This window comes from Methylosinus sp. sav-2 (assembly GCF_004366495.1).
In the GTDB taxonomy this organism is placed as follows: Bacteria; Pseudomonadota; Alphaproteobacteria; order Rhizobiales; family Beijerinckiaceae; genus Methylosinus.
Window position 1 is genome coordinate 132,710 of sequence record NZ_SOEJ01000007.1, and the last position, 19,019, is coordinate 151,728.

The 19,019-nt window shown below is 64.7% G+C and carries 16 protein-coding genes; 6 read left to right on the plus strand and 10 right to left on the minus strand.

The features are described 5' to 3' along the window. Nucleotides 1-55: 55 nt before the first annotated feature. Nucleotides 56-2,167, minus strand: coding sequence for a GumC family protein (locus EDE12_RS13625; protein WP_026598452.1), 2,112 nt, complete (start codon nt 2,165-2,167; stop codon nt 56-58). Between the two features lie 451 nt (nt 2,168-2,618). Between EDE12_RS13625 and EDE12_RS13630 the strand changes: the two genes are divergently transcribed. The 5 genes from EDE12_RS13630 to EDE12_RS13650 are packed head-to-tail and all read left to right on the plus strand — an operon-like array spanning nt 2,619 to nt 8,356. After that, entirely contained in the window at nt 2,619-2,861 is a 243-nt protein-coding gene (locus EDE12_RS13630; protein WP_024879676.1) for an acyl carrier protein, read from the plus strand. Continuing rightward, nucleotides 2,861-4,018, plus strand: coding sequence for an acyl-CoA dehydrogenase family protein (locus tag EDE12_RS13635; protein WP_026598451.1), 1,158 nt, complete (start codon nt 2,861-2,863; stop codon nt 4,016-4,018). The genes EDE12_RS13630 and EDE12_RS13635 overlap by 1 nt, the downstream gene beginning before the upstream one ends. 3 nt (nt 4,019-4,021) lie before the next feature. Continuing rightward, entirely contained in the window at nt 4,022-4,933 is a 912-nt protein-coding gene (locus EDE12_RS13640) for an amino acid--[acyl-carrier-protein] ligase (RefSeq protein ID WP_024879674.1), read from the plus strand. Beyond that, entirely contained in the window at nt 4,893-5,900 is a 1,008-nt protein-coding gene (locus EDE12_RS13645) for a DUF1839 family protein (protein WP_026598450.1), read from the plus strand. The genes EDE12_RS13640 and EDE12_RS13645 overlap by 41 nt, the downstream gene beginning before the upstream one ends. Nucleotides 5,901-5,905: 5 nt before the next feature. Further along, entirely contained in the window at nt 5,906-8,356 is a 2,451-nt protein-coding gene (locus tag EDE12_RS13650) for a glycoside hydrolase family 2 protein (RefSeq protein WP_026598449.1), read from the plus strand. A 92-nt stretch (nt 8,357-8,448) separates the two neighbouring features. On the opposite strand, the gene EDE12_RS13655 is transcribed toward EDE12_RS13650, so the two are convergent. The 9 genes from EDE12_RS13655 to EDE12_RS13695 all read right to left on the minus strand — a co-directional run bounded on the left by EDE12_RS13655 (nt 8,449) and on the right by EDE12_RS13695 (nt 18,613). Next, on the minus strand, nt 8,449-9,129 hold the full coding sequence (locus EDE12_RS13655; protein ID WP_026598448.1) for a sensor histidine kinase: 681 nt from the start codon (nt 9,127-9,129) through the stop codon (nt 8,449-8,451). Between the two features lie 93 nt (nt 9,130-9,222). Continuing rightward, complete coding sequence (locus EDE12_RS13660; RefSeq protein ID WP_026598447.1) at nt 9,223-10,665, minus strand: amino acid permease; 1,443 nt, start codon at nt 10,663-10,665, stop codon at nt 9,223-9,225. Between the two features lie 62 nt (nt 10,666-10,727). Then, nucleotides 10,728-11,519, minus strand: a complete 792-nt coding sequence (locus EDE12_RS13665; RefSeq protein WP_026598446.1) for a TonB family protein — start codon at nt 11,517-11,519, stop codon at nt 10,728-10,730. Continuing rightward, the gene (gene exbD / locus EDE12_RS13670) at nt 11,516-11,962 is read right to left on the minus strand and encodes a TonB system transport protein ExbD (RefSeq protein WP_051592437.1); all 447 of its coding nucleotides are present in this window, start codon (nt 11,960-11,962) and stop codon (nt 11,516-11,518) included. Before exbD ends, EDE12_RS13665 begins: the two co-directional genes overlap by 4 nt. Before the next feature lie 5 nt (nt 11,963-11,967). After that, nucleotides 11,968-12,762, minus strand: coding sequence for a tonB-system energizer ExbB (exbB, locus tag EDE12_RS13675; RefSeq protein ID WP_084768628.1), 795 nt, complete (start codon nt 12,760-12,762; stop codon nt 11,968-11,970). Continuing rightward, nucleotides 12,759-13,442: a Fe2+-dependent dioxygenase gene (locus tag EDE12_RS13680; protein WP_026598444.1), complete on the minus strand. Its 684-nt coding sequence runs from the start codon at nt 13,440-13,442 to the stop codon at nt 12,759-12,761. Before EDE12_RS13680 ends, exbB begins: the two co-directional genes overlap by 4 nt. A gap of 10 nt (nt 13,443-13,452) precedes the next feature. Then, nucleotides 13,453-14,136, minus strand: a complete 684-nt coding sequence (locus EDE12_RS13685; protein WP_026598443.1) for a Fe2+-dependent dioxygenase — start codon at nt 14,134-14,136, stop codon at nt 13,453-13,455. 94 nt (nt 14,137-14,230) lie between these two features. Beyond that, nucleotides 14,231-16,735 carry a TonB-dependent receptor gene (locus EDE12_RS13690; RefSeq protein WP_134188124.1) on the minus strand — a complete coding sequence of 835 codons (2,505 nt, stop codon included), beginning with the start codon at nt 16,733-16,735 and terminating at the stop codon, nt 14,231-14,233. Nucleotides 16,736-17,113: 378 nt separating this feature from the next. Beyond that, nucleotides 17,114-18,613 carry a peptidase S10 gene (locus EDE12_RS13695; protein WP_026598442.1) on the minus strand — a complete coding sequence of 500 codons (1,500 nt, stop codon included), beginning with the start codon at nt 18,611-18,613 and terminating at the stop codon, nt 17,114-17,116. 147 nt (nt 18,614-18,760) lie between these two features. Between EDE12_RS13695 and EDE12_RS13700 the strand changes: the two genes are divergently transcribed. Then, nucleotides 18,761-18,961: a CsbD family protein gene (locus EDE12_RS13700; RefSeq protein ID WP_024879662.1), complete on the plus strand. Its 201-nt coding sequence runs from the start codon at nt 18,761-18,763 to the stop codon at nt 18,959-18,961. Nucleotides 18,962-19,019 lie beyond the last annotated feature (58 nt).

The window sequence follows — 19,019 nt, forward strand, 5'->3', positions numbered from 1 at the left end:
ACGACCGAACAAGGAGATCTAGAGTCATTCCGGTTCAATCTGAACCGGAATGACTCTAGGCGGTCTTGCGCGTCTCCGCGCGACGGCGCGCATCGCGGCGCGGCAGCCAGGGATCGCTATGATCGACTCGCAAAATCACCGCGATCTTGGCGCGCAGCGCCGCGGGAAGCTCGGCGATCGCTGTCTCTTCATCCTGATCGCGGCCGAGCACCGGCGCCACAAAGTCGAGCCGCTCGAACATGCTCTCGTCCGAGCCGACGCCATCGCAGAGCACAATGTCGACCTCCGCCGGATTGCCCTCGCGGAAACCATCGACGATGCGCTCCACGGCGCCGGCCGCGCGCGAGCGTCGATCGATCGCCGGCAGCGCCAACAGCACGCTGTCGTCGGTGCGCACAAAAGGATCGTCGGCGTCGCCGAACGCCTCGAGCCCGTCCTCGATGAGAACGGTGAGCGCCGCATGATCGCGGTCCGCATCGACGAGCGCCACCTCGAGATGCTGCAGCCGCAGCGCCAGAGCGATATTGACGGCCATCACTGTGCGAATGGAGCCCGGCGCGTCGCCGACCAGCCCGATGACGAGCGGCCGATGCGCGCTCTCGGCGACCAGCGCGCCGAAGCGCGACACCACCGCCTCGAGCTCGCGGCGATCGGCGAAAGGCCGCACGAAAGGAATGCCGAGCCGCGTCAGCTCGAGCCGCTCCGGCCCCGCCGTCGGCCCGCGCACGGTGAATTTCGTCGCATCGGTCACAGCGACGCGCACAGGCTCGGTCTCGACATCGCGACGCGGACCGGACTCGGGCGCGCCGCCAAATCCGCGCTCACGCAGAAAAGCGAGGCCGAGACCCAGAGTGAGGCCGGCGACGAAGCCCGCGCCCGTCATCAGCCCGGCGCCGGGCGGAAAGCTGCGCGCGATCGGCGGCGTCGCCATTGTGATGATATGCGTGCTGGCGGCGTCGAGCTGCCGCGCCTCGCCGGTCTGACGCGAGCGCGTGAGGAAGGATTCGTAGATCGTGCGGCTGACCTCGACCTCGCGCTCGAGATCGCGAAGCTTGACCGAAGCTTGCGCCGAGACGACGGCCTTGCCCTCGAGCTTCTGCATCTCGCGGTTCAGCGCCTCCTCGGTGCTGCGCGCGCGCTCATAATCCTTGCGCAACGAAACGGCGACGCGCGCCAGCTCGGTATTGACGAGGCGCTTGGTCTCGGCGAGCCGCGCCGTCGCATTCTTGACGACCGGATGCTGCGGCCCGAGCTCGGCGGAGAGATCGGCGAGCTTTTGCGCCGCCTCCGCCTGCTGCCCGCGCAGCGCGTTCAACGTCATCAAATTCATATTGGCGGCGATGGCCGCGAGCTCCGTGTCCGAATGCGCCGCGCGCTGCACCTGCTCGAAGCGCGAGCGCGTGTCCTCGAGCCGGGTGCGGGCGAAGGTGAGCTGCTGATTGAGCTCTTTCAGCCGCTGCTCGTCTATGTAGGAATCGCGCGTGCCGACGAAGCCGTTCTCCGCCTTATAGGCCTCGACGGATTTTTCCGCGGCGAGCAGACGCTCGCGCAGCCCGTCGAGACGCCCGGTGAAGGAGGTCGCCGCCTGCTGCGCGGCGTCCTTATGCATCGTCGAGCGCACATCGATATAGGCCTGCGCCACAGCATTGGCGATGCGCGCCGATTTCTGCGCATTGTCGCTCGAGGCGGCGATGTCGATGATGAAGGTGCGCTCGGGACGGCGCACCATGACTTTCGTGCCGAGAGCGCGCACGGCGCCGTCGACGATCTCCTCCTTCGTCGGCGCGCGGCCGAAGCGGCCGAACAGCTTGCCGAACAAGGACGTCGATGCGCCGAACTCGGGATCGTCGGTGAGCTTCTCCGCCTCCACGACGCGCTCGAGCACGACCTGCGAGGTCAAGATGCGCGTCTGCGTCTCGACGAAATTGATGAAGCCGGTCGAATCCTGGCCCTGATTGGCGTCGCCCTCGAGACCGGGAAGCCCGCGCGGATCGAGATAGATCTGCGCGGCCGCGACATAGCGCGGCGTCAGCAGCTTGGTGAGCGCATAGCCGCCGACCGCGCAGGCGAGCGCGACGGACAGGATGAAAAGCTTGTTGCGAAGCGCGAGCGAGATCAAGCGTCCCGGCGTCAGCGAGGAGCGCGCGCGCGGAGGCTCCGCGGCCATGGGCCGCTGGCTTTCTGCGAGACTTTTCGACCCGGATTCATAATCCAACATCACGCGAGTTCCGTTCCGACGTCGAACAAGCGAGCACAGTCCCGCATTCGCGTTGAAGGCGAATGTTCCATTTCATGGTTAACGTTTCTTAAACTCCTCTCTCTCATTCATCCTCTTCATGTCGAAAATAGGGTCCGCGGAGACGATTCGCCACGTTTCACGGTCATGACAGAATTCGAGACGCCTCGAGTGTCTCAGCCATGTCCAGAGCATCATAGCCGCGTATCATTTTCACGCAAATGGCCGCGTATTTCTTGCCTGAACGGGTCAAATTTTATGGAACGAATTTGGCAATGATCAAATCCGCAAACTGTTCACCAACGAGCGGCAATTTAGCTGAAAATGCTGCGCGAGCGCGTATGGTGACGATGAACCTCGAGCTTGGTCGATGGAGATAATGATGCTCGATACGATTAGACGACTCGTCGACGAACAAGGTCGCTTGGCCGTGGCCGCCGAAGCGATCGGCGACAACGCCGATCTCTACGCCACGGGCCTCACATCTTTCGCCGCGGTCCAGCTGATGCTGGCGCTCGAAGAGACCTTCGACGTCGAATTCCCCGACCGCATGCTCAACCGTCGCAGCTTCTCCTCGATCGCCTCGATCGCCGGCTGCCTGCACGAGCTCAAGGAAGCCGCCTGATGAATGCGCCACTCGATCGCGGAGCGAATGTCGTTGCGACGGCCGCCCGCCACGCCGACGATGTCGATCGCAAAGGCCGCTTCCCGATCGAAGCGTTTCAGGCCCTCAAGGACGCACGCCTGCTCTCGCTGCAGATCCCGATCGAATTCGGCGGCGGCGGAGCCTCGCTCGCGGATGTCGCGGAGCTCTGCACGTCGCTCGGCCAGCATTGCGCCTCGACCGCGATGGTCTTCGCCATGCATCAGATCAAAGTGTCGAGCCTCATCGCGCATGGCCGCGGCAGCGCCTGGCACGAGAGCTTCATGCGCCGCGTCGCCGATGAGCAGCTGCTGCTCGGCTCCGCGACGACGGAAGGCGGCGTCGGCGGCAATATGCGCAACAGCATTTGCGCCTTCGAGCGCGACGGCGCGACATTCCGCATCGCCAAGGAAGGCGCGCTGATTTCCTACGGCGCCTATTCGGACGCGATCCTCGTCACCGCGCGCCGCTCGACAGACGCTCCGCCGTCCGATCAGCTGATGGCCGTGCTCGAGAAAAGCCAATATCGACTCGATCGTACCGGCGGCTGGGATGCGCTCGGCATGCGCGGCACTTGCAGCGAAGGCTTCACCTTCAGCGGCGAGGCCCCCGTCGAGCAAATATTCACCCATGACTTCGCCGAGATCGCCTCCGAGTCCATGCTCGCGACCGCGCATCTCCTGTGGAGCGCGGTTTGGTACGGCGTCGCCTCTGACGCGCTCTCGCGCGCGCAATCCTTCGTGCGCAAGGACGCGCGTCGTCATCCCAATGGCCCGGCTCCCGGCGCGCTGCGCCTCGCCGAGGCGACGGCCAAGCTACAACTCATGCGCTCCAATATCGTCGAAGGGCTGAAGCGCTTCGCCAAGGCGCAAAAGAACGAGGATGATCTCAATTCGATGAGCTTCGCCGTGGCGATGAACAACATCAAGATCGGCTCGTCGCAGCTCTCGATCGAGATCATCAATCATGCGCTGCTGATCGCCGGCATCGCCGGCTACAAGAACGACACGCCGTTCAGCGTCGGCCGCCATATGCGCGACGCGCTCTCGGCGCAGGTGATGATCTCCAATGATCGCATCTTCACCAATCTGTCCACCATGCTGCTCGCGCAGCGCATCGACCAGCGGCTGGGAGACTGACCCATGTGCCAGGCCTGCGACAGCTTCCTCGATCGCCTCTTCGCCAAGGGCGTTCTGCATGAGACCGGCGTCGACGGACTCTATGGCCGTGGGCAGGCCTTCGAGGCGGTCATAGAGGGAATGGATCGGCTGATCACGCGCCTCGCCGAAGGCGATCACGCCGAGGTCATCCGCTTTCCGCCCGGCATGAATCGCGCGCTCTTCGAGAAGAGCGGCTATATGAAGAATTTCCCGCAGCTCGCCGGCACGGTGCACAGCTTCGCCGGAAGCGAGAAGGACCATCTCGCCCTTCTCGACAATATTCACAACGGCGGCGACTGGACCGGCGGCCAGGGCGCGACCGACATCGTGCTCACGCCCGCCGCCTGCTATCCGCTCTATCCGATCGTCGCGCGCCGCGGCCAGCTCGCTCCCGAGGGCGGCCTCTTCGACATTCAATCCTATTGCTTCCGTCACGAGCCGTCGAAGGATCCGGCGCGCATGCAAATGTTCCGCATGCGCGAGTTCGTTCGCATCGGCTTGCCGGAGCAGGCCGCGAGCTTCCGCGAATCCTGGCTGGAGCGCGCCCGCGGCTTCGCCGAGACGCTCGAGCTGCCGCATCATATCGATGTGGCGAATGATCCATTCTTTGGCCGCGCCGGACGCATGATGGCCTCGAGCCAGCGCGAGCAAGCGCTGAAATTCGAGCTTTTGGTGCCGATCGAGAGCACGGAAAATCCGACCGCGTGCCAGAGCTTCAACTATCATCAGGACCACTTCGGCGAGCTCTGGGGCATCAAGACCGCTTCCGGCGAGACGGCGCATACCGCATGCGTCGGCTTCGGCATGGAGCGCCTCGCCCTCGCCTTGTTCAAACATCACGGGATCGACACCAATGGCTGGCCGACCTCAGTCCGCGCTGCTCTCTCTCTCTGACGCAGAGCTTTCGCCGCCGAAGCCGGCGAAGCCGCATTTCCGTCACGCGCTGCATCATGCAGAGCGTGATTGGCCGCAGACCAATTGCTATGTCGATCTCATGATCGAGCTCGTCGCCATGCGCGGCTTCGAGCCGGAGGCCATGCTCGGCTTCACGCTGGCGCAGGATTACGAAGAAGATCAGTTCACCTTCTTCAAGCCCCGCCTCGCCGATCTCGAGCGTCTCTACGGCCTGCGCGTCGAGGAGCTGGCGCTCTATGATCGGCTGGACGATCATATCGCGCGCCAGACCACGCGCGGCCGCGTGGTGATGGTGGAGGTGGACGGCTATCATCTGCCGGACACGCGCGGCGTCACCTATCGCATCGATCACTCCAAGACGACGATCGGCGTCACGGAAATCGATCTTTCCGCGCGGCGGATCGACTATTTCCACAATGACGGCTATTTCGCGCTCGACGGCGAGGACTTCGACGCGATCTTCGGCCGCGCCGGCGAAGCGCGCGATCTCGCCGCTCTGTTTCCTTACGCCGAATTCGTGCGCTTCGACCGCGAGCGCACGCATGCGGATTTGCGCGGGGCGGCGGAAGAGCTGGCGAGCGAGCATTTCGCGCGCCGCCCCAGCGACAATCCGATCCGCGCCTTCGCCGCTCGTTTCCCCGCGCTGTGGAATGTGCTGGAAGCGCGTCCGCCGTGCTTCTTCCACAGCCTCGCCTTCAACACGTTTCGCCAGCTCGGCGCCAATTTCGAGCTGCTCGGCAGCCATCTCGATTGGCTGCGGCCAGATGGCGATCTCACCGCCGAGGCGGACGCCTGCCGACGCATTTCCGCCAGCGCCAAGGCGATGCAGTTCCAGGCGGCGCGCGCCTCCGCGCGCAAGCGCGTCTATGATCCGCGCGAGACGCTCGACGAGCTCGCCGGCGTCTATGACGGCTTGTTCGGAGGTCTCTCGGCGAAGCTGCGCTGAGGCCGATGATGCGTGCGCGCGTCGAAGGAGAAAAGCGCCAGCGCCTCGCCGCCGGTTGGACTTTTGCGATCGACGAGGCCGGCGAATGGACGGAGCCCTCCGCCATTCCCGGCGCCGCGTCTTGGCGCGCCGCGCGCGTACCCGGCACGCTGGCGCAGGCGCTGATCGATGAAGGCGCGCGCTTCGACGAGCTGCCGCCGCTCGACGCCATCGACGTCTGGTACAAAACCTCATTCGTCAGTTCGGCGCCGGCGGAATTGCGCTTGCACGGCCTCGCCACGCTCGCGGACGTCTATCTCGACGGAAAGCTCGCGCTGCGCTCGGACAATATGTTCCACGCGCATGCAATAGAGGTCGCGACACAAGGCGCGCATGAGCTTCATATTCGCTTTCGCTCTGTCGAGCGCGAGATCGCGACGAAGAGCGGCCGCGCGCGCTGGCGGCCGCGCATGATAACGCCAGCGGGCCTGCGCCACATACGCACGACGGCGCTCGGCCGCCTTCCCGGCTTCGCGCCGCCGACGCCGCCCGTCGGTCCGTGGCGCGAGATCGAGCTGATCGAGCATGGCGCGCTGCGTCTGCGCAATGTGGATATGCGCGCCACCGTCCGCGATGGTCGCGCCAGCCTGCGCGTCGCGCTCGAAATTTCCGGCCTAACGGATTCGCCCGCGCAGCTCTTTTGCGGCGGAGCGGAAGCGCCCTTCACCCGCCTCGGTGACGAACGCATCATCGCCGAGCTGTCGCCGCCCGACGCGCGGCTGTGGACGCCACATACGCATGGCGAGCCGCATCTCTATGATGTCTCGGCGACAATCGGCGCGCATCGCATCGATCTCGGCCGCACCGGCTTTCGTGATATTCGCGTCGATCGCGGCGCGGATGGCGTCGGCTTCGCGCTACAGGTGAACGATATTCCGCTGTTCTGCCGCGGCGCCTGCTGGACGACGGCGAACGCCGTATCGCTCGCCGGCGGCAGAGAGGATTGCGCGCCGCTGCTGCGCGCGATGCGCGACGCCGGCATGAATATGGTTCGCGTCCCCGGCGTCACTCTCTATGAGAGCGATGATTTCTACGCGCTCTGCGACGAACTGGGCCTCTTGGTCTGGCAGGATTTCGCCTTCGCCAATTTCGATTATCCGTTTCAGGATGCGGCCTTCCGCGCCAGCGTCGAGCGCGAGGCGGCGGAATTTCTGGCGCGCACGCGATCTTCGCCTTCGCTCGCCGTGCTCTGCGGCGGCAGCGAGGTCTATCAGCAAGCGTCGATGCTGGGCCTCGCCGAGGCCAAATGGCGCTCGCCTTTCTTCGACGAGACTCTGCCGAAGCTCATCGAAGCGCAGCGTTCCGACGCCATTTATGTCGAGAACTCGCCCTCCGGCGGTCCCCTGCCCTTCCATGCCGATGTCGGCGTCTCGCATTACTATGGCGTCGGCGCCTATCGCCGCGGCCTGGACGATGCGCGCCGCGCCAATGTGCGTTTCGCTTCCGAATGTCTCGGCTTCGCCAATATTGCGGATGACGCCGCGCTGCGCCGCGACTTCGGCGACGACCCGCTCGGCTCGAAGCTCTTCGCCGAACGCATCGCGCGCGACATGGGCGCGACGCAGACTTTCGGCGACGTCACCGAACATTACATGCGCCTGCTCTATGGCTGCGATCCGGCGACGTTGCGCGAGAGCGATCCGCAGCTCTATCTCGACATAGCGCGCGCCGCAGTGGCCGAGACGATGGAGGCGACGATCGGCGAATGGCGACGCGGCGGCTCCACGACTCATGGCGCCATCGTCTGGTTCCTGAAGGATCTGTGGCCCGGCGCCGGCTGGGGCGTTCTCGATGCGCATGGCGAGCCGAAATCCGCCCATCACGCTTTGGCGCGCGCTTTTCGTCCGCTGTCGCTCATGCTCACCGACGAAGGCGTCAACGGGCTTTTCGCGCATTTGCGCAATGACGGACCGCAGCACATAGAAGGCGAGATTTCGCTGGCCTGCTATCGCGATGGCCATGTGCCCGTGATGAGAGCGAGCCGCAACATCGCCGTCGAGCCGCATGGCGTCGCGACATTGCGCGACGCGGAATTCTGGGGCGGATTTTTCGACACGGCGCTCGCCTATAATTTCGGGCCGCCGTCGCATGATTTGACCGTCGCGCGCTTCGTCGGCGCGAATGGCGTCGAGCGCGAGGCCTTCCATTTTCCGCTCGGCCGCAGCGCAGTGAAATCGCAGCTCGGATTGACGGCGGAAATAGAGGAAGACGACAGCGGATTCACTCTCGCTCTTTCGACGACGATCGCCGCGCAATCCGTTTCGATCGAGGATGAGCGCTTTCTTCCCGGCGAAAGCTGGCTGCATCTCGCGCCCGGCGCGACGCGGCGCATTCGCCTTGTTCCGCGATCGGCCGACGCCGGACGCCCCAAGGGAATCGCGCGAGCGCTGAACGGAGAAACGATCGCCTACGGCTAGAGTGTTTTCGAGCGAAGTGGGAACCGGTTCGCGTTAAGAAAACACGATCGAACAAAGAGAGTGATTGCGGTTCGAGCCGAACCGCAATCACTCTAGCCCACATGCTCGGGGAATTCGAGCCGCACCAACGTGCCTTGCGGCAGGCGCTCGAAGAACGCCTCGCCCTTGAGCTGGCGCGCCAGGCCCCGCATCAGCTGTAGCCCGTCGCCACGCACGACATTCGCCAGATCGAAGCCGCAGCCATTGTCGGCGATGGTCAGCTCGAGCCTGTCGCCGACGCGGCGCAGGCGCGCATGCACTTCGCCACGCGCGCCGCCGGGAAAAGCGTGCTTCATCGCATTGGTGACGGCCTCGACATAGACGAGGCCGACGCATTGCGCGCGGCGATAATCGAGAAAAATATCCTCATCCGCGAGCGTCTCTCCGACGATGCGATCGTCGAAAGCTTTGCGGCGGGCCTCGGAAAGCGCCCAGAGATAGGAGGACATGCAGATCTCGGCGTCATCGTCCTCGTCCAGCGCATTATGCAGCTCGACGGCGCTGCGCAGCCGCATGGCGCAATTGCTGCAGCCCTCGGGCTTCTCGAGCCGCCGCGACTGCGCCGAGATCAATGTCGCCAAAGCTTGCAGATCATTGCGGACGCGATGACGAAGCTCGCGATAGCGCTCCTTCTCGGTGCGCAGCTCGGCATGAACGCTCGCGAGCTCGGCCTCGAGCTCGGCGATTTTGTTCTTGCCCCCGACAACCGAGGATACGCCAGCAACTTCGCTCATTCAGCCCGATCCCTCCGAGCGACGCCGGAGACGACAGCCGGTCGCACGGACCTGTTTTTCAATTATGTGAAGCGCTCGTCCCGAATTTTCAAGCTACACTTCGGCCGATTGCGCGCCGGCGGCGCCCGCGCGTGCGAGCTTGCTGCGCTTACGGCCATAGGAGAAATAGAAAATCAGCCCCAGAGCCATCCAAATGGCGAAGCGCTCCCAGGCCGCGGCGGGCAGCTTGGAGAGAAGCCAAAGGGAGAAGCCGACGCCGACGAGCGGAACATAAGGCACGAGCGGCGTGCGAAAGCTGCGCGGCGCATCCGGCCGCGTGCGTCGCATGACGATGATGGAAAGGCAGATGACGACGAAGGCGGACAGGGTTCCGATATTGACGAGCTCGGCGACCTCGCGGATCGGATAGAGCCCGGCGACGATGGCCGTCAGCGCGCCGATGACGAGCGTCGGCCGATGCGGCGTATGGAAGCACGGATGCGCATGGGAGAACCAGGCGGGGAGCAGACCGTCGCGGCTCATGGCGAAGCAGATGCGCGCGCAGCCGAGCAGAAACGCCAGCATGACGCTGATGATGCCGGCGACCGCGGCGACGGAGACGACGAAGGTCGCCCATGGCAAGCCGACGGCGGTGAAGGCCGCTGCCACCGGCGCCGGATTGTTCAGAGTGTCGTAGCGGACCATTCCGGTGAGCACGAGCGACACCGCCACATAGAGCGTCAGCGCGACGGCCAGCGAAAGCAGCACAGCGCGGGGCAATTGGCGCTGCGGGTCTTTCGCCTCTTCGGCCGCTGTGGTCAGCGTGTCATAGCCGAAGACGGCGAAGAACACGACCGCCGCGCCCTCGACGACGCCGCCGAAGCCATAGGGCATGAAGGGCGTCCAATTTTCGAGACGCACATAAGGAAGGCCCGCCGCCACCACGAGCAGAACCGCAGCGGTCTTGACCACCACCATGACGGCGTTGAAGCGCGCGCCCCATTCGATGCGCAGCACCAGCACGCCGGCCACGAACAGCGCGCCCAATACGGCCGCGAGATCGACGACCCTGCCCTCGCCCGTTCCGGCCGCGCCCGAAGCCCAGACCGGCAGAGCGAGGCCGAGCTGGCCGAGCAGCGCCTGCAGATAGCCGGACCAGCCAATGGAGACCACGGCGACGACGAGCGCATATTCGAGCAGCAGGTCCCAGCCGATGATCCAGGCCGCGAGCTCGCCGAGCACGGCATAGGCGTAAGTATAGGCGCTGCCCGCCGCCGGAATCATTCCGGCGAATTCGGCGTAGCAGAGCGCCGCCGCCGCGCTGGCGACGCCGGCGATGAGGAAGGAGAGCGAGACCGCAGGCCCGGCCTGCGTCGCCGCCACCACGCCGGTCAGGACGAAAATGCCGACGCCGATCAGGCCGCCGAGACCGATGCTGGTGAGCTGCCAAAGGCCCAGCACGCGGCGCAGCTCGCTCGGCCTGCCGGACTCCGCCGCGAGCGTCTCCAGCGGCTTCACGCGTAAGAGGTCATGCAGGGAAAAGCGTCTCTCGGTCATGCCGTCCCTTCGGTTGGGGTCTCTCCCGAAGTCTAGCATGTCCGCCGAAGCGGCGGACGCCGTCAGTGCTTATCCGCCGCGCGAAACTGAACCGGCACCTCGAAGGTGAGGCCCTCATCCGCCACTGCGGGAGGCGGCGGCGGCACGGGATCGGCGCGTTTCATCATGGCGAGAGCGGCGTCGTCGAAAACGCTGTCGCCAGCGGAGCGCCTGACGCTGGCGCTCACCACATGGCCGAGCCGATCGAGCGTGAAGGCGACGGCGACCTCGCCGGCGCGCCGCCCCGCCCCGCTCGGATAGCGCTTGGCGCGGTTGAGATGCGCCATCAGCGCCTTCAGCCAGGTGAGCTTGGCCGCACGCGCGACCTTATCGGCGCCTTGGACGGGAGCGACGGCGCGCGGCGCCTCGGCGAGCGCGTCGGTCTTGGGCGGCGCGGCCGCCTCGGAAGCCGCGGACTCGGCCGAGATCACCGGCGTCGCCTGACGTTTGGTTGGATCCTCGACCGGCTTCTCATGCTTTTCGGCGGTGGTGTAATCCGCGTCCTCGGCCTCGACGCGCGAGATTTTGGGATCGTCGTTTTCCTTGGTCTGCGAGGCGGCGACGGCCGGCGCGGCGGCGGCGGCTTCATCGGCCTGCGGGCCGGGGGGAGCGTCGGGCGAATCCTCGACATGAGGCGCTGCCGGCGCGAGGCCGATCTCGATCGCCGGGGCGCCGCTGGCGTCGTCGTCCGTCTCGATCTCGAAGACGACGAAAATAGCGGCGAGCGCCAGAAGATGCGCGGCCAGCGCGGCCAGCGCCGCGCCGGTCCAGATGCGATTGTTCCGGCCCGTGTCGAGATCGGCGGCGATGCTCATTTCGTGACTCCGCCCGTCGCCGCCCCGCCCCCGTCGAGTGCGACGAGCGAGATCTTGGCGTAGCCGCCGGAGCGCAAGCGCTCGAGAATGGCCATCATCTCGCCATAGGGCACCGCCGTGTCGGCGCGCAGGAAGACGCGCTTGTCCTTGTCGCCGCCGGCGAGCGAATCCAGCGAGGCGATGAGATCATTGCGCTTCACCGGCGTCTCGCCCAGAGCCAAAGCGAGATCGGCCTGAATGGTGAGATAGATCGGCTTGTCGGGCTTCGTATGCGTCGCCGCGCTCGCGGCCGGCAGATCGACGGGAAGATCGACAGTGGCGAGCGGCGCCGCCACCATGAAGATGATCAGCAGCACGAGCATCACGTCGATGAAGGGCGTGACATTGATCTCGTGAGTCTCTTCGAGCGCGCCGCGCGACGATCCTCCGATATTGCCGGCCATGAGCGTTACTCCGCCGCGCGCAGAGCGGCGGGCGCCTGCTGGACGCCGCGATCGAGATCACGCGAGACGATGCGCAGGAGCTCGCCGGAGAGATTGGAGACGAGCTCGAGATAGGCGCTCGTCTGCCGCGCGAGATGATTGTAGATCAGCACCGCCGGAATGGCGGCGATGAGGCCGATGGCGGTGGCGAGCAACGCCTCGGCGATGCCGGGCGCGACGACGGCGAGATTGGTCGTCTGTGCTTTCGATATGCCGATGAAGCTGTTCATAATGCCCCACACCGTGCCGAACAGGCCGATGAAGGGGCCGGTGGAGCCGACCGAAGCGAGCAGCCCCGTGCCGCGACGAATGGAAAGGCTCTCGGCGCGCTCGATCTCGGCGAAGCTCGAAGCGACGCGCTCCTTCAATCCGCCGGCGGAGGAAAGATCGGAAGAGAGGCGGAACTCGCGCAGCGCCTCGGCGATCAGCGCGCTCGCCAGAGGATCGGCGGAGCCGAGCGCGAGACGCGCTTCCGCGAGACCGCGCGCCTCCTGCAGACGCTCGATCGAGCTGCGAATGCGCGCGCGCGCGCGCCGCAATTCGATCGTCTTGGCGATGAGCACCGTCCATGTGCCGATGGAGGCGCTGACGAGGCCCAGCATGACGATCTTCACGACGATGTCGGCGTTGAGGAACATGCTCGACACAGAAAGATCATGCGGACGATTGATGATGTCCGCGCGCCCTTCGGCCAGACAGAGAGACGTCGAGAGGAGGAGAGACGAGGCCGCGATCGCTAGCGTCTGATATGATCGTTTCATGCTTCCGCCCATATGCGAATGAGATTGTGATAGACGCCTGTCAGCTTGACGCAGGCCGGATCGCCCGCGCCGAGCCGCTCCGTGAGACCTTGAATCGTCTGGTCCAAATCAAAAAGCAACGAACGTACCACGTTGTCGCGAATCATGCTTTGAAGCCAGAAGAAGGATGCGACGCGCTCGCCGCGCGTCACTTCTCGCACGAGATGCAGGCTGGTCGATGGATAGAGCACCAGATGACCAGCGGGCAGCTTCACTTCCTGCGCGCCATAATGGTCCTCGATGACCAATTCGCCGCCGTCGTATTCGTCGGGATCGGCGAGAAAAAGCGTGACGGAGAGATCGGTGCGAATGCGCACCGAAGTGCGCGGCACGCCGCGAATGGCGTTGTCGACATGCAGCCCGAAATCATGGCCCGCGCCATAGCGATTGAACAGCGGCGGGAAAATCCGCAGCGGCAGAGCGGCGGAGACGAAAGTCGGACAGGCTGCGAGCGCATCGAGCACGAGATCGCCCAATTCGCGGGCGGCGGCGCCGTCTTGCGGCAGCTGCAAATTATTCTTCACCAGGCTCGATTGCGAGCCGGCGGTCGTGCGGCCGTCTTCCCACACGGTCTGCGACATCACGTCGCGAAAATAGGCGACCTGCCGCGCATCGAGCACATCGGGTATGCAGATCAGCATGACGCGACCCTCATACCTCGCTCCAATGGCGTATGAGATTGTGATAGACGCCGCCGAGCTTCATCACATCCTCGTCATCTCCGCCGAGGCGCGGCGCGAGCTGCTGAATCGCCGCGTCGAGATCATAGATCACATCGCGCACGCTCTCCTGGCGGATCATGCTCTGCACCCAAAAGAAGGAGGCGACGCGCGCTCCGCGCGTGACCGGCGAAATCATGTGCAGATCGCTCGCCGGATAGACGGCGAGCGCACCCGCCGGAAGCTTGACCTGATGAGAATCATAGGCGTCGTCGACGACCAGCTCGCCGCCGTCATATTCCTCCGGCTCCGAGAGAAAGACAGTGACCGCGAGATCGGCGCGAATGCGCACGCCGGTCAGAGCATCGCCGCGCACGGCATTGTCGACATGCACGCCGAAGCGATGTCCGACACGATAGCGATTGAACATGGGCGGATAGATGCGCAGCGGAATCGCCGCGGCGACAAAGCCCGGATGCGAGACGATCGCCTGCAGAAGGCGCTCGCCGAGGCGCCGCGACAATTCGCCATTGGGCGGCAGCTGCTCATTGCTCTTCACCGAGGGCGGCTGCGCGCCGGCGGTGGAAGCGCCGTCCTCCCATTCCGCCGCGTCCATGACGCTGCGGAATTGAGCGACCGTCTCCTTGCTCAGAACGTCCGGCACGCAGATCAGCATTTCCGCACATTCCATTTTTTGCGGCGCAATGAAAAGGCGCCGGCTCCTTGTTTGAAACTTTTCCAAGGGAGCCGGCGCCTGCGACGATTTGTCTTCAGAACTTGGCGCGCGCCTCGAACAGCACGGTGCGGCCCGGCGCCACCTGGGTGAAGGGCGTCGCCGTCTGATAGAAGGCGTCATAATAGGTGCGGTCGAAGAGGTTCATGACCGAGACCTTGAGCGTGATATTCTCCGTGACCTTGCCCTCGAGGAAGGCGTCGAAGCGCCAATAAGAGGGCAGCACGGTCGGCACATTCACGAAGGGATTGGCCGCCGTCGGCGCGGGCCACCCCGTCGTGCCATTCACCGCCGTCGCGCCATTGGCGATGATATTGTTGCCGCCGTAGATCTTCGAGCGATAAACCGCCTGGCCGCCGAATTCGAGCCGATCCGCCTCGAGGCCGAAGAAGTCGCCGAACTCGTATTTGCTCAGCAAGCTGAAGGATTCATGCGCGATATTGGCGAGCGGCAGGCCGACATTGGTGACGATCTGCGATTGCGTGACCTTCGACTCCATGATGACGATGCCGCCGGTCACGCTCCATTTGTCGGTGATATTGCCGGCCACCTCGAGATCCGCGCCCTGGACGTAATAGGCGGCGTTGCCCGTCGTCACCGAGCCGTTCACCTCGCGCGCGCCATTCACATCGGTGCGGAACAGCGCCGCGGTCGCGAGGAGATGGCGATCGAACAGCTCCCACTTCAAGCCGATTTCCTTGGCGTAATTGCGCTGCGGCGGGAAGATCTGCACGGCCGTGGTGAGACCGCCGTAATTGGCCGCGCCGCCGTCGAGCTCCGCGCCGACAGGATTGGCGGAGGTCGCATAAGCGGCGTAGAGGCTGACTTCCGGCAGCGGCTTCAGCACCAGGCCGAAATTGTAATTGACGAGGCTGGTGTGATTGGCCGCGAAGGTCGTATAGGCCTCGTTGCGGTTGGTGATCGTGTAATCGTCGAAGCGCACGCCGGCGTTGGCGATGACGATGTCATCGAAATTGGCCGTCTCGATCAGATAGCCCGCCTTGGTGTCCACGGCGACGCGCGTCACATTCTGATTGCGCGTCGGCGTGTTGAGAAACGGCAGAGAGTTGCACGGCAGATAGAGATTGCAGACCAGCGCGCCGCCGACGGCGCCTCCGTTCAGCTCCGACGAGAGATTGGTGTAATTGGTTCTCGTCACGCCTTCGCGGCTGTATTCCGCGCCGAGCACCACCTCGTGCTTCACCGGGCCGGTGGCGAATTTGTAATTGATGTCCGTCTGGTTCGCGAGGACATTGGTCACTTGATAGCGGCTCTGCGCGCCAATGTTCACTGTTCCAGCAGCCCAGCTGGCGCTCTGCGTCAGCGTGCCGATGTAATCGATGACGGATCGCTCCTGCCGCAGCCGGCTGGTGATCTTCAGATCGTCGTTGACGCGATACTCGCCGGTGAAGGTGCCGAAATCCTGCCGATATTTCTGGAAGTCGCGATTGAGCAGGCCATACCAGGTGTTGCGCGAGGTGACGCCTTCCGCATAAGGCCTGTTTGTGATGCGATTATAGGGAATGCCGAAGTCCGGCAGGCCGTTCTGATAGGAATGGGTGTAATTCGCCGTGAGCGTGAAGTTGTCGATCGGCTTGAAGACGACGGAGCCCGAGACGCCATTGCGGTCGTCGGTGACGTAATTGCGCCCGGCGACATTGGCGTCCTGGAACAGGCCGTTGAGGCGCACGGCGAGAATGGGGCTGATCGCCTTGTTCACGTCGATCTGCACGCGCTTGGAATTGTCCGACGGGCCGCCGGTGAACTTCATATCGTAGAAGTCCTGCTCCTTGGCCGTCTTGGTGACGATGTTGAGCGCGCCGCCAGCGGTGCCGCGGCCGGCGAAGCTGGAGCCCGGACCGCGCAATATCTCGACCTGCTCGGTATAGAAATTCTCGCGCAGGCTGACGCCCGGATCACGCACGCCATCGACGAAAATATCGTTGCGGGCGTCGAAGCCGCGAATGAAGAAGCGATCGCCGAAGGCGTTGCCGCCCTCGCCCGAGCCCAGCGTGACGCCGGCCGTGCTGCGCGCGATCTCCTTCAGCGTGGTCGCATTCTTGTCCTCGAGCACTTCCTTGGTGAGGACGGTGACGGTGCGCGGCGTGTTGAGCAGCGGCTGCGTGAATTTGTTGGAGGACAGGCGATCGGCCTTATAGGGGGCCTTGGGATCGGCGTAGGGATTGGCGTCGGCCGGCGCGGCGCCGCCCCCTGCCCCGGCCTGCGCGCTCTGGGCTCCTTGCGCGCCCGGCTGCGGGGCGGCGGGCTGCTGCGACGGCGCATGCGCGGCGCGGCGCGGCTTGGCGGCGTGATGCGCGGCGGGCGCCGCATGGACGACCGGCTTGGGCTTCTCCTTCGGAGCATCGACACGGACCGCCGGCAGAGGCTGCGTGGCCTCCTGCGCTGCCGCGACTCCGACGCCGGCCGCAAGCAGCGCCGCCGCCCCCAATACTTTCACGGACGGGCCGTCGATGCGCGCGACCGATGCGGATGAGCCGCGCCGAAGGCTGCGCAGTGAAAACGGCGCTTTGATGTTGTTCATTCTGTCCTGCCCCCGTGGAATCATATCCGGCAAAGCCGGTAAGGTCTTCCACTATGAGTATTTTTAGCTAGGAGCAGGGTCAATCGAAGGATGCGTAGCTTGGAAATCTTGCAAGAACGCTATTCTTGGAATGCTCGAGACAAAATCCTCTGTCGCCTTTCGAACATTGTTCGAAAGGCGCTGATTGGAATATTTCCATTTTGGAATTGGATGGGTTTATCTCGCTCGTCTCACGCCGCTCTCGCGCGCAGCGAGCCTATTGTCGCGCTCTTCGAGTGTTTTCGAGCGACGTGGGAACCGGTTCGCGTGAAGAAAACACGGTGGAACAAAGGCTCTGGGCGGCGCGCCACGGCGCCGCCTGTCCAACTCGGGAAGCGCTTATTTTCCTTCGATCGTCTTGCGCGCCTCGTCGCGCAGCAGACGGCGGGAATCGTCGCGGATATAGGACATGTGCCCGCCGGGCACGGTCACGAGCCGCACGCGCGTCGGCTCGCCGAAGGCGGGCAGCTGATCAATGAGCAGCTTGCTCGCATAATAGGGCGTCACCAGATCGGCGAGCCCATGGGCCACGAGCACCTTCAAGCGCGCATCGAGCGCGAGCTCGTCGCGCAGCGTCGAGACCGCCTCCGCATTGGCGCGGCCGCCGCGGCCGAAGTCCCAATCGCGCGCGACCTTGTGATTGAGAATCTCATAGCGCGCGTCGCCGATCGGCCATTGCAGCTTCTCGATCGTCACCCGCGTCATAGCGGCGCCGAGCGGCGCGGCGAGCGCGTCGAGCACCGGATCGGACCAATCGCTCTCGCGCGAGAAAGGCCGCGGATCGAAGCCCGTCACCGCGCCGTCATAGGCGCTGGAGACGAGATGCGAGGCGCGCAGACGATCGCGCAGAAAGGTCTTCAGCGCGACGCGGCCGCCCTCCTCCGTCACGATCCGCGATTCGAGCCCGGTGAAGCGCGTGACATTGGCGTCGAGCCGCTCCAGCGCCTCCTTGTCGCGCGGGCCTTTGAGCAGATCGACGAGAAATTCGCCGGAGGCGTAAGCCTCGACATCGGCGAGCTCGGCGCGCTGCTTGGCGTCGCGCGCCACCGCCGCATAGGATGGCAGGCGGCCCGCCAGCGACAGGAGATTGCGCGGGCTGTCCAGCCAGGCGAAATCCAGCGCCGGCGAGATCAGCACCAGCCCTTCGACGCCGATGCTCTCGCGCTCGCGCAGCGCATGGGCGAGCTCGACAGCGCGAAAGCCGCCATAGCTCTCGCCGACCAGAAACTTCGGCGAGGCGATGCGCCGATGCGTCGCCAACCATTTGCGCACCACGACCGCGAGCGCCTCGGCGTCGCCCTGCGCCGAGAGGAAATGCTTTCGCGTCTCCTCATTATCGGTGAGGAATTTGCTGTAGCCCGTGCCCGGCGGATCGATGAAGACGAGATCGACGAAGGGTAGCCAGCTCTCGGCGTTGTCCACGACGACGGGCGGCGCGGAGGGCGACAGCGGCCCCGCCCCCAGCGACAGGCGCCAGGGCGAGATGCCGCCGAGGCCGAGCCAGGCGGAAGCCGCGCCCGGCCCGCCATTGAAGACGAAGGCGATGGGCCGAGCCAGCGCATCGACGTCGGAGCGTTCATAGGAGACGAAAGCCACATCGACGCGCGGCGCGCCGCTCTGGGCGTCGCGCAGTCGCACCGCGCCGGCGCGGGAGAGGAAGGCCAGCTTCTCGCCGCGAATCGACATGGAATGCGTGGTCGTGACCTCGGTCGGAAGGCCTTGCGATGGATCCGCCGCCTCTTCGCTCTCCTTTTTCTGCGCCGCGGGCGGCGCGGCGAGGCTCGAGGAGCCGGCGAGACAAAGAGCCAGCGCGAGCGCAATCCAGGCTTTGGAAATCATGTCACGACCTTTCATTCCACGATGTGAGAACAGATAGCGCCGCGCTCGAGCGCGGCGAAGGGCGATGGAACCATCTCCATCGGCAAGAATTGTCATCCGATCCTGCGGCGCTCCAAAATAGACGCGCCCCAGCAGAGGAGAAGAAAGATGGAATGGAACCAGATCCAAGGCAATTGGAAGCAGGCTACGGGCAAGATCAAAGAGAAATGGGGCGACTTGACCGATGACGACCTGACCAGAATCCAGGGCAAGCGCGACCAATTCGAAGGCGAATTGCAGAAACGCTACGGGAAAAGCAAGGAAGCTGTTCAAAAAGACGTGGATGAATGGCTGAAGACGCTCCACTGAGCGACGCCTCTCCACTGCGCTCCCAGGGGAGAGACAAAGCGGCGGCCGGTGCTCCGGC

Coding starts and splice junctions, on each gene's coding strand:
- EDE12_RS13625 (WP_026598452.1), bottom strand. CDS start 2,167: ATGGCCGCGGAGCCTCCGCGCGCGCGCTCCTCGCTGACGCCGGGACGC.
- EDE12_RS13630 (WP_024879676.1), top strand. CDS start 2,619: ATGCTCGATACGATTAGACGACTCGTCGACGAACAAGGTCGCTTGGCC.
- EDE12_RS13635 (WP_026598451.1), top strand. CDS start 2,861: ATGAATGCGCCACTCGATCGCGGAGCGAATGTCGTTGCGACGGCCGCC.
- EDE12_RS13640 (WP_024879674.1), top strand. CDS start 4,022: ATGTGCCAGGCCTGCGACAGCTTCCTCGATCGCCTCTTCGCCAAGGGC.
- EDE12_RS13645 (WP_026598450.1), top strand. CDS start 4,893: ATGGCTGGCCGACCTCAGTCCGCGCTGCTCTCTCTCTCTGACGCAGAG.
- EDE12_RS13650 (WP_026598449.1), top strand. CDS start 5,906: ATGATGCGTGCGCGCGTCGAAGGAGAAAAGCGCCAGCGCCTCGCCGCC.
- EDE12_RS13655 (WP_026598448.1), bottom strand. CDS start 9,129: ATGAGCGAAGTTGCTGGCGTATCCTCGGTTGTCGGGGGCAAGAACAAA.
- EDE12_RS13660 (WP_026598447.1), bottom strand. CDS start 10,665: ATGACCGAGAGACGCTTTTCCCTGCATGACCTCTTACGCGTGAAGCCG.
- EDE12_RS13665 (WP_026598446.1), bottom strand. CDS start 11,519: ATGAGCATCGCCGCCGATCTCGACACGGGCCGGAACAATCGCATCTGG.
- exbD (WP_051592437.1), bottom strand. CDS start 11,962: ATGGCCGGCAATATCGGAGGATCGTCGCGCGGCGCGCTCGAAGAGACT.
- exbB (WP_084768628.1), bottom strand. CDS start 12,762: ATGAAACGATCATATCAGACGCTAGCGATCGCGGCCTCGTCTCTCCTC.
- EDE12_RS13680 (WP_026598444.1), bottom strand. CDS start 13,442: ATGCTGATCTGCATACCCGATGTGCTCGATGCGCGGCAGGTCGCCTAT.
- EDE12_RS13685 (WP_026598443.1), bottom strand. CDS start 14,136: ATGCTGATCTGCGTGCCGGACGTTCTGAGCAAGGAGACGGTCGCTCAA.
- EDE12_RS13690 (WP_134188124.1), bottom strand. CDS start 16,735: ATGAACAACATCAAAGCGCCGTTTTCACTGCGCAGCCTTCGGCGCGGC.
- EDE12_RS13695 (WP_026598442.1), bottom strand. CDS start 18,613: ATGATTTCCAAAGCCTGGATTGCGCTCGCGCTGGCTCTTTGTCTCGCC.
- EDE12_RS13700 (WP_024879662.1), top strand. CDS start 18,761: ATGGAATGGAACCAGATCCAAGGCAATTGGAAGCAGGCTACGGGCAAG.